The 13,318-nt window shown below is 53.6% G+C and carries 15 protein-coding genes; 7 read left to right on the top strand and 8 right to left on the bottom strand.

All coding sequences use genetic code 11. From position 1 onward, the window contains the following. Positions 1-89: 89 nt before the first annotated feature. The 3 genes from DFO56_RS10155 (at position 90) to tilS (ending at position 4,033) form a co-directional block, all read left to right on the top strand. Positions 90-2,228 carry a lysine decarboxylase LdcC gene (locus DFO56_RS10155; RefSeq protein ID WP_020456618.1) on the top strand — a complete coding sequence of 713 codons (2,139 nt, stop codon included), beginning with the start codon at positions 90-92 and terminating at the stop codon, positions 2,226-2,228. Positions 2,229-2,285: 57 nt separating this feature from the next. Then, entirely contained in the window at positions 2,286-2,675 is a 390-nt protein-coding gene (locus tag DFO56_RS10160; protein WP_045512040.1) for a VOC family protein, read from the top strand. A 62-nt stretch (positions 2,676-2,737) separates the two neighbouring features. Then, entirely contained in the window at positions 2,738-4,033 is a 1,296-nt protein-coding gene (gene tilS / locus DFO56_RS10165; protein ID WP_045512044.1) for a tRNA lysidine(34) synthetase TilS, read from the top strand. A gap of 27 nt (positions 4,034-4,060) precedes the next feature. On the opposite strand, the gene rof is transcribed toward tilS, so the two are convergent. After that, positions 4,061-4,321 (bottom strand): Rho-binding antiterminator, encoded by a 261-nt coding sequence (gene rof / locus DFO56_RS10170; protein ID WP_017458015.1) that lies wholly within the window; start codon positions 4,319-4,321, stop codon positions 4,061-4,063. Then, positions 4,308-4,508: a YaeP family protein gene (locus DFO56_RS10175; protein ID WP_017458016.1), complete on the bottom strand. Its 201-nt coding sequence runs from the start codon at positions 4,506-4,508 to the stop codon at positions 4,308-4,310. Before DFO56_RS10175 ends, rof begins: the two co-directional genes overlap by 14 nt. Before the next feature lie 195 nt (positions 4,509-4,703). Here DFO56_RS10175 and DFO56_RS10180 point away from each other — a divergent pair, with 195 nt between their 5' ends. Genes DFO56_RS10180 through nlpE form a run of 3 tightly spaced genes read left to right on the top strand, consistent with a single transcriptional unit; the run spans position 4,704 to position 6,402 of the window. Continuing rightward, entirely contained in the window at positions 4,704-5,252 is a 549-nt protein-coding gene (locus DFO56_RS10180) for a YaeQ family protein (RefSeq protein ID WP_045512047.1), read from the top strand. Next, positions 5,249-5,671: an alternative ribosome rescue aminoacyl-tRNA hydrolase ArfB gene (gene arfB / locus DFO56_RS10185; RefSeq protein ID WP_020456622.1), complete on the top strand. Its 423-nt coding sequence runs from the start codon at positions 5,249-5,251 to the stop codon at positions 5,669-5,671. Before DFO56_RS10180 ends, arfB begins: the two co-directional genes overlap by 4 nt. 35 nt (positions 5,672-5,706) lie before the next feature. After that, positions 5,707-6,402, top strand: a complete 696-nt coding sequence (gene nlpE, locus DFO56_RS10190) for an envelope stress response activation lipoprotein NlpE (RefSeq protein ID WP_045512050.1) — start codon at positions 5,707-5,709, stop codon at positions 6,400-6,402. 207 nt (positions 6,403-6,609) lie between these two features. On the opposite strand, the gene proS is transcribed toward nlpE, so the two are convergent. The 6 genes from proS to metN form a co-directional block, all read right to left on the bottom strand. After that, positions 6,610-8,328, bottom strand: coding sequence for a proline--tRNA ligase (gene proS, locus DFO56_RS10195; protein ID WP_020456624.1), 1,719 nt, complete (start codon positions 8,326-8,328; stop codon positions 6,610-6,612). Positions 8,329-8,440: 112 nt separating this feature from the next. Beyond that, complete coding sequence (gene tsaA / locus DFO56_RS10200) at positions 8,441-9,148, bottom strand: tRNA (N6-threonylcarbamoyladenosine(37)-N6)-methyltransferase TrmO (protein ID WP_045512052.1); 708 nt, start codon at positions 9,146-9,148, stop codon at positions 8,441-8,443. Then, complete coding sequence (rcsF, locus tag DFO56_RS10205) at positions 9,145-9,549, bottom strand: Rcs stress response system protein RcsF (RefSeq protein WP_020456626.1); 405 nt, start codon at positions 9,547-9,549, stop codon at positions 9,145-9,147. Before rcsF ends, tsaA begins: the two co-directional genes overlap by 4 nt. Positions 9,550-9,657: 108 nt before the next feature. After that, positions 9,658-10,473: a methionine ABC transporter substrate-binding lipoprotein MetQ gene (gene metQ / locus DFO56_RS10210; RefSeq protein WP_017458023.1), complete on the bottom strand. Its 816-nt coding sequence runs from the start codon at positions 10,471-10,473 to the stop codon at positions 9,658-9,660. A gap of 42 nt (positions 10,474-10,515) precedes the next feature. After that, positions 10,516-11,169: a methionine ABC transporter permease MetI gene (locus tag DFO56_RS10215; RefSeq protein WP_017458024.1), complete on the bottom strand. Its 654-nt coding sequence runs from the start codon at positions 11,167-11,169 to the stop codon at positions 10,516-10,518. Next, on the bottom strand, positions 11,162-12,193 hold the full coding sequence (gene metN / locus DFO56_RS10220) for a methionine ABC transporter ATP-binding protein MetN (protein WP_020456628.1): 1,032 nt from the start codon (positions 12,191-12,193) through the stop codon (positions 11,162-11,164). The genes DFO56_RS10215 and metN overlap by 8 nt, the downstream gene beginning before the upstream one ends. Positions 12,194-12,382: 189 nt before the next feature. Between metN and gmhB the strand changes: the two genes are divergently transcribed. Further along, positions 12,383-12,949 (top strand): D-glycero-beta-D-manno-heptose 1,7-bisphosphate 7-phosphatase, encoded by a 567-nt coding sequence (gene gmhB, locus DFO56_RS10225; RefSeq protein ID WP_045512055.1) that lies wholly within the window; start codon positions 12,383-12,385, stop codon positions 12,947-12,949. Positions 12,950-13,318 lie beyond the last annotated feature (369 nt).

A 13,318-nucleotide genomic window follows, 5' to 3' on the forward strand; every position in this document is an offset into this window, starting at 1 on the left:
ACTCTGAAAAGCCGCACCGCTGTGTGGCTTTTTTTATACCTGCCGTTTACCTCAACTATGCTTAGCTAAGGTTTTTAACGGAGGTAGCCGTGAATATTATTGCCATCATGGGACCACATGGCGTTTTCTATAAAGATGAGCCAATTAAGGAGCTGGAGCAGGCATTACAGGCCCAGGGCTTTCAACTTATCTGGCCGCAAAACAGCACCGACTTACTGAAATTTATCGAACACAACCCGCGCATCTGCGGCGTTATCTTTGACTGGGATGAGTACTCCCTCGATCTGTGCAGCGAAATCAATCAGCTTAACGAATATCTCCCGCTGTACGCCTTTATCAATACCCACTCGACGATGGACGTCAGCATCCAGGATATGCGCATGGCGCTGTGGTTTTTCGAGTATGCGCTGGGTGTGTCCGAGGATATTGCTACGCGTATCGGCCAGTACACCCGCGAGTACCTCGAAACTATCACGCCGCCGTTTACCCGCGCGCTGTTTACCTACGTTAAAGAAGGTAAATATACCTTTTGTACGCCGGGGCATATGGCGGGCACGGCTTATCAGAAAAGCCCGGTTGGCTGCCTGTTTTACGATTTTTTCGGTGGCAATACGTTAAAAGCAGATGTCTCTATTTCGGTCACGGAGCTGGGCTCGTTACTGGATCACACAGGCCCTCATCTGGAAGCCGAAGAGTATATCGCCCGCACCTTTGGCGCGGAGCAGAGCTACATGGTGACCAACGGCACCTCGACCTCGAATAAAATCGTCGGCATGTATGCCGCACCGGCCGGCAGCACATTGTTGATTGATCGTAACTGCCATAAGTCACTGGCACATCTGCTGATGATGAGCGACGTTACGCCGCTATGGCTGAAACCCGGGCGCAATGCGCTGGGGATTCTGGGCGGGATCCCTCGTCGTGAATTTACCCATGCCAGCATCGAACAGAAGGTGGCAAAAACAGCGGGCGCACGCTGGCCGGTACATGCGGTGATCACCAACTCCACTTATGACGGACTGTTGTATAACACCGACTGGATCAAAAAGACGCTTGATGTGCCGTCGATCCACTTCGATTCTGCCTGGGTTCCTTATACCAATTTCCACCCGATCTACGCCGGGAAAAGCGGCATGAGCGGCGAGCGGGTGCCGGGAAAAGTGTTCTTTGAAACCCAGTCGACGCACAAAATGCTGGCGGCATTTTCACAGGCATCGCTGATTCATATTAAAGGTGAATATGATGAAGACACCTTTAACGAAGCATTTATGATGCACACCACCACCTCGCCGAGTTACCCGCTGGTGGCCTCCATCGAAACGGCGGCTGCGATGCTGCGCGGTAATCCCGGCAAACGTCTGATTAACCGTTCCGTCGAGCGCGCGCTGCATTTCCGTAAAGAAGTTCAGCGGCTGAAAGATGAAGCCGATGGCTGGTTCTTTGATATCTGGCAACCAGAAGAGATTGAAGAGGCGGACTGCTGGCCGGTCGCGCCCGGTGAAGCATGGCACGGTTTTCGCGATGCGGATGCCGACCATATGTTTCTCGATCCGGTTAAAGTGACCATCCTGACGCCGGGGATGGACGAGCTGGGGAACATGAGCGACGAGGGGATCCCGGCGGCGCTGGTGGCGAAGTTTCTCGATGAGCGCGGTGTGGTGGTTGAGAAAACCGGGCCATATAACTTGCTGTTTTTGTTCAGTATTGGCATTGATAAAACCCGCGCGATGGGGTTGCTGCGCGGATTGATGGAGTTTAAACGCGCCTACGATCTGAATCTGCGCGTGAAGAATATGCTGCCGGATCTCTACGCCGAAGATCCGGATTTCTACCGCAATATGCGCATTCAGGATCTGGCGCAGGGGATCCATAAGCTCATCCGCCAGCACGATCTTCCACGTTTAATGCTGCAAGCGTTTGATGTATTACCGGAAATGAAACTGACGCCGCACCAGGCCTGGCAGCGGCAAATTCAGGGCGAGGTGGAAACCATTGAGCTTGAGCGACTGATAGGGCGAATCTCGGCGAATATGATCCTGCCTTATCCGCCAGGCGTGCCGCTGGTGATGCCCGGTGAAATGATCACCGAAGCGAGCAGAGCCGTGCTGGATTTCCTGCTGATGCTTTGCGCTATTGGCCGCCACTATCCCGGTTTTGAGACGGATATTCATGGCGCGAAGCGGGACGAAGAGGGCGTTTATCGGGTACGAGTCCTAAAAAACCGCTGAGCTATTGCGGGCAAACACCGGCAGGCGTAACGTTCTGGCATCAAAAAAGGAGAGACTATGCTGGGTTTAAAACAGGTTCATCATATTGCCATCATTGCTACGGACTACGCGAAGAGCAAAGCGTTTTACTGCGATCTCCTCGGGTTTACGCTGCAAAGCGAGGTCTATCGCGAAGCACGTGATTCATGGAAAGGCGACCTGGCGCTGAACGGCCAGTATGTGATTGAGCTGTTTTCTTTCCCGTTCCCGCCTGCGCGCCCCAGCCGACCAGAAGCCTGCGGGCTGCGCCATCTGGCGTTTAGCGTTGATGACATCGACAAGGCGGTGGCGCATCTGGCGGCTCACGGTGTGCAGTGCGAAGAGATCCGCATCGATCCTTACACCGACAAACGCTTCACCTTCTTTACCGATCCTGATGGCCTGCCGCTCGAGCTTTACCAGCAGTAATACTTGCCACTTCCGCTAATGCCCGGTAACGTGCCGGGCATTACTCCGTTTTGATAATCGCTATGACCACGCCCTTTTTTGCATCAATGCCGACCACATCGCGCCAGTTTCTGGTGGCGTTTAGCGGTGGGCTGGATTCAACCGTCCTGCTGCATAAATTGATGCTTTGGCGTCAGCAATTTCCCGAACTCAAACTGCGCGCCATTCATATTCACCACGGGCTTAGCCCGCACGCCGACGCCTGGGCGGAGCATTGTGAGGATATTTGCGCGCGCTGGCAGATCCCGCTCAGCGTCGTTCGCGTTCAACTGGTGAACACCGGGGAAGGGATTGAAGCGCAGGCGCGCAACGCGCGTTATCAGGCATTTGCGGAGGCACTGCTGCCCGGTGACGTGCTGGTAACGGCTCAGCATCTGGACGATCAGTGTGAAACGTTCCTGCTGGCGTTAAAACGCGGCAGCGGGCCTGCCGGGCTGGCGGCCATGCCCGAAAGTATGCCTTTTGCCGGCACTCAGCTTATTCGACCCTTACTGACACAAACTCGCGATGAGCTGCACCAGTGGGCGCTTCACCATGCGCTGTCATGGATTGAGGATGAAAGTAACGCCGACGCCAGCTTCGATCGCAATTTTTTACGCTTGCAGGTTTTACCGGTGCTGGCGGCACGCTGGCCACATTTCGCCGACGCTGTTGCGCGAAGTGCCGCGCTGTGTGGCGAACAAGAGCAGTTACTTGATGAGCTACTGGCGGCGGAACTTGATGCGGCGACGACGGCTGAAGGGGCGCTGGAGCTTGTCCCTCTTTATACGCTAAGCGATGCGCGCCGTCGGGCGCTGCTGCGTCGCTGGCTGGCGCAGCGCGGCGCGGTCATGCCATCACGCGGCATGCTTGATCGCTTATGGCAGGAAGTGGCGCTGGCGCGAGAAGATGCCTCACCGTGTCTGCGACTTGGTGAGTTCGAAGTGCGTCGTTATCAGTCGTGCTTGTGGTGGATCCGCGCCATTGAAAGCCAGCGTGATACGCAACTGCCGTGGCTGGCACCTTTCGAGCCGCTAACATTACCGGCGGGTCTTGGTGAGCTGTTGCTAGTGGCGGGTGGGGAAATTCGCCCCCCCAACGCTGATGAGGCGGTTTCGATCCGCTTTCAGGCACCCGGTATGTTGCATATCGTCGGGCGCAGCGGCGGGCGCAAGCTGAAGAAAATCTGGCAGGAACTTGGCGTGGCGCCCTGGCGGCGCGATACCACGCCGCTGCTGTTTTATGGTGAAACGTTGATGGCGGCGGCGGGGTTATTCGTTACGCGAGAAGGGGCGAAAAGCGCGGAGCAAAAAGGCGTACGGCTGGCGTGGCGAAGATAACGGGCAACAGGCGCTGCCCGCAAAATGTCAGGACTCGCTCACCACAACGGTGCCGATTTCAGGATGGCTGAAGCTGGCAATTTTATCGAGACGCAGTTCGCGCGCGGCGCCTGCGACATCAACCACCAGATACTCCACATTTTTACGTGAGACTAAATCGTTGGCTTTGGCGCTGAGCACCTCGCCGTCTTTCATTTCCAGCTTCAATAAAAGATGATGCTGGCAGGCGAGTTCAAGGTTGTCATAGTCATCACAGTTGATGGGTTGATAGGCATCATTCATTGACATAATCGCTCACCAGTAAGTTCGCGGCAGCATACGCCGCCTTTTCCCTGACCGACTCTGAAAGGGTGTCATCCGACGCCATTTCATTCAGCACTTTCAACACGCACCCCAGCGCATCCGGGATATACCCTAAATCTCCGCTGGCGATTTCCGCATAACGTCTGCGTACTAACTCACAATAATTGTTCACATCACCTCCTGTCAGCAACCTGACTTTACTGTGAGATAACACTAAGCCTACGAAGTTAAACTCTGTTTAGCAAGGTGACTATACCACAGCTTATTCATCATTATCAGGGCGATGAATATCCACTGCGACAAGAGATAACAGCGCTTTATGCTTATATTCGCTACAATAGCGACCATTTTATGAAGGAGCGGTGACATGGCATTAAAAGCGACAATTTATAAAGCGACGGTGAACGTTGCCGATTTGGATCGTAATCAGTTTTTAGATGCAACGCTGACGCTGGCTCGCCATCCTTCTGAGACGCAAGAACGCATGATGCTGCGCCTGCTGGCGTGGATGAAATATGCGGATGAACGCCTGCAATTTACCCGCGGTCTCAGTGCTGACGATGAACCGGAATTGTGGCTACGCAATGATTATCTGGGTATCGATCTGTGGATTGAGCTGGGGCTGCCGGAGGAAAAACGGCTGAAGAAAGCCTGCTCACAGGCGAAAGAGGTGGCGCTTTTTACCTATAATTCACGCGCGGCGCAGATCTGGTGGCAGCAGAACCAGTCGCGCTGCGCGGCATTTAGCAATCTGAGCATCTGGTATCTGGATGATGTGCAACTGGCCGGGTTGAGCGCGTTTGCCAGCGATCGTACCATGACGCTGCAAGCGACGTTACAGGATGGCGCTATCTGGTTATCGGACGAGAGCCAGAATCTGGAGATCCACCTTGAAGCCTGGCAGCCGCCGCAATGATTGAGATCTCCCGTTCGGTCGCCATTGCTGACGAAGAGCTGGAAATCACGGCGGTGCGTGCGCAGGGCGCGGGCGGTCAGCATGTCAATAAGAGCTCAACGGCGATCCACCTGCGTTTTGACATCCGGGCTTCAAGCCTGCCAGAGTATTACAAAGCGCGTTTACTGGAGGCGTCGCACCATCTGATTAGCAGCGAAGGCTGGGTGGTGATAAAAGCACAGGAATATCGCAGCCAGGAGATGAACCGCGAAGCAGCAATCGCTCGCCTGGTGGCGTTAATTAAAGAATTAACCGTCGTGCAAAAGAGCCGTCGGGCAACGCGCCCAACCCGCGCATCGAAAGAGCGCCGGTTATCGGGCAAGGCGCAAAAGTCGTCGGTAAAAGCGCTACGCGGTAAAGTTCGGGGTCATGAAGGCTGACGGGTAATAACAGAATCGGGCATAAGGAATTGGGTGTGAAAAAAGCGATTTTAGCGGTGCTGGCGGGGTGTACGCTCTTTGCGCTTTTCGGATGTAACAACCGTGGCGATGTTGAGACGGTACAGCCAACACAAGTTGAAGAATTGAAACCGATGCAGCAAAGCTGGCGCGGTGTTTTGCCCTGCGCGGATTGCGAAGGGATTGAAACCTCTCTGTTTCTGGAGAAAGACGGGAGCTGGGTGATGAACCAGCGCTATCAGGGAGGAAAAGCGCCCTCGGTGTTTGCCACGTATGGTAACTGGGCGCGCACGGCGGATAAACTGATCCTCACTGATACGCACGGTGATAAAACCTTTTTCCGCGCCAAAGGCGATGCGCTGGAGATGCTGGACCAGCAAGGCAATCCCATCACTTCTCAGTTCAATTACACGTTACAGCCAGTAAAAGCCGCGCTACCGGCAACGCCAATGGCGATGCGCGGCATGTATATGTACATGGCTGATGCGGCGGTATTTACCGATTGTGCAACCGGCAAGAAGGTAACCGTTGCCAGCAATGCGCAGCTTGAGCGCGACTATGCGGCAGCGCGCGGAACAGAAACCAAACCGATTCTGCTGGTGGTCGAAGGGCATTTCACCGTTGAGCCAAACCCCGACACCGGTGCGGCGCAGAAAGTGCTGGTGACGAATAAACGCGGTAAGTTTAGCCCCAATAAAGGCTGTGATGATTAAGCATTAGCAGCGCAAAATCCGCCTTCACAGAAGGCGGCATGATTAGCGTGAAGGGCATGCGAAACCTGCGTTTAAAATGAAACCTCTGTTGATCATGCTTGATTTAAGCCCAGTAATAATAAGGCAGCGCTAAAACCAGATGCCCGTCACGTGGTATTTCGGTAGCTATAAAAAAGCCCCGCATTGCGGGGCTTTTTGTTGGGGCGCTTAGCCTTTGATGGCTTTGACCAGATAATCGAGGATATCCCCGGTTTTGATCAGCTGCTTCTCGCCATTGCGACGGTATTTATATTCGATATCGTCATTGTCGAGGTTACGATCGCCAATCACCACCGTATGCGGGATACCGATCAGTTCCATATCGGCAAACATCACACCCGGGCGCTCTTTACGATCGTCCATCAGCACTTCAATACCCTGCGCACGCAGCTCGGCGTAGAGTTTCTCCGCCAGTTCCTGCACGCGATAAGATTTGTGCATGTTCATTGGCAGCAGCGCGACCTGGAACGGCGCAATGGCGTCAGGCCAGATGATCCCGCGCTCGTCGTTGTTCTGCTCAATGGCCGCAGCCACAACACGCGTTACACCAATACCGTAGCAACCCATGGTCAGGATCTGGTTACGACCATCTTCGCCCTGCACGGCGGCGTTCAGCGCCTGGGAGTACTTGGTGCCCAGCTGGAAGATGTGACCGACTTCGATACCGCGCTTGATAAGCAGCGTACCTTTGCCATCCGGGCTCGGATCGCCGGCAACAACATTACGGATATCTGCCACTTCTGGGGTCGCTACATCACGATCCCAGTTGATGCCGAAGTAGTGTTTGCCATCGATATTCGCGCCAGCAGAGAAATCGCTCATCGCCGCAACGGTACGGTCAATCACAACCGGAACCGGCATGTTCACCGGGCCGAGCGAGCCTGGGCCTGCATTCACTACCGCGCGGATTTCCGCTTCGGTGGCGAAGGTCAACGGCGCGGCAACCTGCGGCAGTTTTTCCGCTTTAACTTCGTTCAGCTCATGATCGCCGCGCACCAGCAGCGCAACCAGTGGGGAGCTGCTGCCTTCAACGGCTTTAACCAGCAGGGTTTTCACGGTTTTTTCAATCGGCAGGTTGAACTGCTCAACCAGCTCAGCGATGGTTTTGGCGTTCGGTGTGTCAACCAGCGTCATTTCCTGCGTTGCCGCGGCGCGCGGCTCTTTTGGTGCCAGCGCTTCGGCAAACTCAATGTTGGCGGCAAAATCGGAGGAGTCAGAGAAGATCACATCGTCTTCACCGCTCTGCGCCAGCACCTGGAATTCGTGCGAGGCGCTACCGCCGATCGAGCCGGTATCTGCCTGTACGGCGCGGAAATCCAGACCCATACGGCTGAAGATTTTGCTGTAGGCGGCGTACATTGCATCGTACGTCTCCTGCAACGATTCCTGTGAAGTATGGAAAGAGTAGGCATCTTTCATCAGGAATTCGCGTGAGCGCATGACGCCAAAACGCGGGCGCACTTCATCACGGAACTTGGTCTGGATCTGGAAGAAGTTCAGCGGCAACTGCTTGTATGAGTTCAGCTCGTTACGAATCAGGTCGGTGATCACTTCTTCATGCGTTGGGCCGAGGACAAACGGACGATCGCCGCGATCGACAAAACGCAGCAGTTCCGGGCCATATTGCTCCCAGCGGCCGCTTTCCTGCCACAGGTCGGCGGGCTGCACTACTGGCATGGACACCTCAATCGCACCGGCGTTATTCATCTCTTCACGCACGATGTTTTCGACTTTTTTCAGAACGCGCAAACCGGTTGGCAGCCAGGTGTATAACCCGGAGGCCAGTTTGCGGATCATCCCGGCGCGCAGCATCAGCTGGTGGCTGATGACTTCGGCGTCGGCAGGCGTCTCCTTCAGAGTGGAGAGCAAGTATTGGCTAGTACGCATGTTGTTACGGTTCCATTTGGACAATCGGAACAGGCCTAAGACAGGCCTGACACAGAAAAAAGTGGTTTAGTTTATCAGCCTGGCAGAGATGCCAAAAGAGAGGGGGATAAAATTAGCGCGCTTCGAGCGCAAACACTTCAAAGCCGCCATCGGTTACGCGCCAGCGCACGTTAAAATCCAACAGCCAGACGGCGTAGGTTTTTCCCTGCTCTTCCCCTTTCTTATAAGCCGGGCGCGGATCCTGCGCCAGCACTTCGCACAGAAAGGTTTTGAAATGCGGGTAGCGTTTTTCAAGCCCACTAAGCTGCGCTTCGACATCCGGCGTAAAAGTGACGGCTACATCAGCAGAAGGTGCCTGTTGCGCGTAGCTAGCTTGCGCATCGGGCAAAGCTTCAGCAAACGGCAAATAGGGCTTGATATCCACCACCGGCGTGCCATCGACCAGATCAAGACTGCCAAGTTGTAAAATCACCTGATCTTTCTGGCAGCGGATGCCGTGCAACTTAACCAGCGACATGCCGATCGGGTTAGGCCGGAAGGTTGAACGCGTGGCGAAAACCCCCATTCTCGCGTTTCCTCCCAGCCGGGGCGGGCGCACGGTTGGTCGCCAGCCGCCTTCCATCGTTTGATGAAACACGAAAAGTACCCATAGGTGGCTGAACTCTTCAAGGCCACGCACGGCATCGGGCTGGTTATAAGGAGGAAGCAAGTGAAGTTCGCCGCCGCCGTGTTTCACCAGACCTGGCTGGCGCGGTACGGCAAACTTCTCTTTATACGGTGAGCGGATAACGCCGATTTGCTCGAAAGCAAATGTACTCATTTGGATGAGATATTCAGTGCAGAACCCACGCAAACCGCCTGACGGTAGCAACCCGGCGTGCCGCTGGTCACTTCGCAGCTGTGCTGCAGAACCGCGTTAGCTTTCAGCTTAGATGCATTGATTTGCATGCGTTTACGCGCGGTAGGAATATTCGGCGGAGAGTCCTGATTGCTGGCCTGGCAGGATTCACCGGTAACTTCGCCCAGATCGCGGAACGGTTTACCGACCAGCTCGGTGGCATCCGTAATGACCCGTACAGGGACAGGGCGCGTGACTTTCGGTTTCTCCGGTTCTACTTTTGGCGCCGCAGCGGTGCTTTTTACAGGTTCGACAGGAGATCTGCTTAGCAAGGAGCAGCCACTTAACATGAGTGCTAATAAACAGATCGGTAAAGCACGCATAATATATCCTCGAAGTAATTTTCTTAACGCCGCTTATTGAATCAGGCGCGTGCACAAATGACAAGGCGGGCTTGCGCCCGCCTTGAATGATATTACAGACTGAGGAGATTACCAGCCTTTCACTGCGCCGCCGTTGAAGACTTTATTTGCCGCTTCGCTGACTTCATCAGACTGGTAAGCCTGGACGAATTTCTTCACGTTTTCCGCGTCTTTGTTATCTTCGCGCGCGACGATCAGGTTGACGTACGGGGAGTCTTTATCTTCAACGAAGATGCCGTCTTTTTCCGGCGTCAGGCCAATCTGGCTGGCGTAAGTGGTGTTGATGACCGCCAGCGCAATCTGCGCATCGTCCAGGGAACGCGGCAGTTGCGGGGCTTCCAGTTCAACAATTTTCAGGTTTTTCGGGTTTTCGGTGATATCCAGCACGGTTGGCAGCAGACCCACGCCATCTTTCAGTTTGATAAGACCTTGTTTTTGCAGCAACAGCAGGGAACGACCGAGGTTGGTTGGGTCGTTCGGAACGGCTACCTGAGAACCATCCTGCAGCTCAGACAGGGCTTTGATTTTTTTGGAGTAGCCGGCGATCGGGTAAACGAAGGTGTTGCCGACCGGAACCAGTTTGAAACCACGGTCTTTAATCTGCTGATCCAGATACGGTTTATGCTGGAAAGCGTTCGCGTCAATGTCGCCTTTACTCAGCGCTTCGTTCGGCAGCACGTAGTCGTTAAAGGTAACCAGCTCAACGTCCAGGCCATATTTCTCTTTTGCGACTTTCTGTGCGACTTCAGCAACTTGCTGTTCTGCACCCACAATCACACCGACTTTGATGTGATTCGGATCTTTTTCGTCCTGGCCGCAACCAGCCAGCGCCAGAGAACCCAGCAGAGCACCAACTGCTGCAAAGGTCTTGAATTTAAAAGCCATGATATTTTCCTTTCTATCTGAGTCGTTATGTTGTGTGTAACGTTATTTATGCGTCACAGCCCGGACGATACGATCGCCAGCGAACTGAATTAAGTAAACCAGAACCACGAGCAATATCAGTACGGTATTCATCACTAATGGATTGTAGGTCACATAGCCGTATTGGATACCCAACTGACCTAAACCACCCGCACCAACGGCACCGCCCATCGCTGAGTAACCCACCAGGGTAATCAGCGTAATGGTCGCCGCGTTAATCAGCCCCGGCAGCGCTTCCGGCAGCAGAACTTTGCGGATGATCTGCATTGGCGTTGCGCCCATGGCGCGTGATGCCTCAATCAGACCCGCAGGCAGTTCCAGCAGAGTATTTTCTACCATGCGGGCAATAAACGGCGCGGCGCCTACGGTCAGTGGAACGATGACGGCATACAGACCAATAGATGTACCAACAATCACACGGGTGAAAGGAATCATCCACACCAGCAAAATGATAAATGGGATGGATCGGAAAATATTCACCAGCGCGGAAATCACGCGATACAGCCCAGGGTTTTGCATGATTTGACCCGGACGCGTCACATATAGCAGTACGCCGAACGGCAGCCCGACGATAAAACCCAGCAAGCCTGAAGCAAAGGTCATAAATAACGTTTCCCAGATGCTGCGGGCAAAAAGCCACATCATTGCCTCAGACATAACCGAGTACCTCTACTTTTACATGGTGTTCTTGCAGCCAGGCGATTGCGGCCTGGGTATCCTCCGGGGTGCCGTGCATTTCGGTCAGCATAATGCCAAACTTCACGCCGCCCGCGTAATCCATCTGCGCGCTAATAATATTGTTGTTCACGTTAAAACGACGCGCCGTTTCCGACAGCAGCGGGGCATCGACGGATTGACCGGTAAACTCCATCCGCAGCATCGGTACGCTGTCCGTTTGCGGCTGCGCCTGTAAGCGTTGCAGGTAATCTTCCGGAATATCGAGGTGCAGTGTGGACTGGATAAACTGCTGCGCCAGCGGTGTTTTCGGATGGGAGAACACTTCGCTCACCGTATCCTGCTCAATCAGTTCGCCGTTGCTGATTACCGCCACGCAATCACAAATGCGTTTTACCACATCCATTTCATGCGTAATGAGCAGGATAGTTAGCCCGAGGCGACGGTTAATGTCTTTGAGCAGTTCAAGAATAGAACGTGTTGTTGCCGGATCCAGTGCGCTGGTGGCTTCATCACATAACAACACTTTCGGGTTACTGGCCAGCGCACGAGCAATGGCGACGCGCTGTTTTTGCCCGCCGGAAAGATTGGCCGGGTAGCTGTCGTGCTTATCTGCCAGACCCACCAGATCGAGAAGTTCTGTCACCCGGCGATTGATCTCGTCGCGCGAGGTGTTATCCAGCTCCAGCGGTAAAGCAACGTTACCGAAAACGGTTCGTGAAGAGAGCAGGTTAAAGTGCTGGAAGATCATGCCAATTTGGCGGCGCGCTTTGGTTAATTCCGCTTCTGACAACTGCGTCAGATCCTGGCCGTCAACCAGAACGCTGCCCTGTGATGGACGTTCAAGTAAGTTGACGCAGCGGATAAGCGTACTTTTCCCCGCACCAGACGCGCCAATAACGCCATAAATTTGACCAGCTGGAACGTGCAGGCTTACGTTGTTCAGCGCCTGAATCGTACGGTTCCCTTGCTGGAACACTTTGGTGATATTCGAAAGTTTAATCATTAGATTATTTTTATCGTATGAGAGTTAGCCGTGGCATTTTCTTCTGCCGGTTACGACTTTCAGCCGTAAACAGAGCGGATGGTAAGGCATCCAGACGTCTAAATCAATGTCACTCATCAACGATGAGCACTTTCCTGTGTAGCGAAACATGAGATACTAAGGACATATGCCTTTTTCAGGAGCAAACCCGTGGCAAAGTCTGTACCCGCTATTTTTCTCGATCGTGATGGCACTATTAATGTTGATCACGGCTACGTCCATGAGATTGATGAATTTGAATTTATTGATGGCGTTATTGATGCCATGCGCGAACTGAAAGAAATGGGTTATGCGTTGGTGCTAGTGACTAACCAGTCTGGTATTGCACGCGGCAAATTCACCGAGGCGCAGTTTGAAACGTTAACCGAATGGATGGACTGGTCTTTAGCCGATCGCGGCGTTGATTTGGATGGTATCTACTATTGTCCACATCACCCGCAGGGAACAGTAGAAGAGTTCCGTCAGGTTTGTGACTGTCGTAAACCGCACCCGGGCATGCTCATCTCGGCGCGCGATTTTCTGCACATTGATATGGCCGCTTCTTATATGGTTGGCGATAAGCTGGAAGATATGCAGGCGGCATCTGCTGCACAAGTAGGAACAAAAGTACTGGTACGCACCGGGAAACCCGTCACGCCGGAAGCTGAAAATAGCGCCGATTGGGTGATTAATAGCCTTGCGGAGCTGCCAGCCGCCATCAAAAAGCACCAAAAATAGCCTTTATGACGAAAAGATGAGCGGTTGAAATAAAAATGTGTTTTTCCGCTTGTCATTCAGCTCGGGCTCCCTATAATGCGCCTCCATCGACACGGCGGATGTGAATCACTTCACACAAACAGCCGGTTCGGTTGAAGAGAAAAAATTCTGAAAATCAGGGTTGACTCTGAAAGAGGAAAGCGTAATATACGCCACCTCGCGACAGAGCGCTAAAGCGCGTCGCACCTGCTCTTTAACAATTTATCAGACAATCTGTGTGGGCACTCAGGGTGACTGGATTCTTGACGTCCTCGGACGAAAAATGAATACCAAGTCTCAACGAGTGAACACGTAATTCATTACGAAGTTTAATTCATTGAGCATCAAACT

The sequence above is a fragment of the Kosakonia sp. AG348 genome, assembly GCF_003337365.1.
Classification (GTDB): Bacteria; Pseudomonadota; Gammaproteobacteria; order Enterobacterales; family Enterobacteriaceae; genus Kosakonia.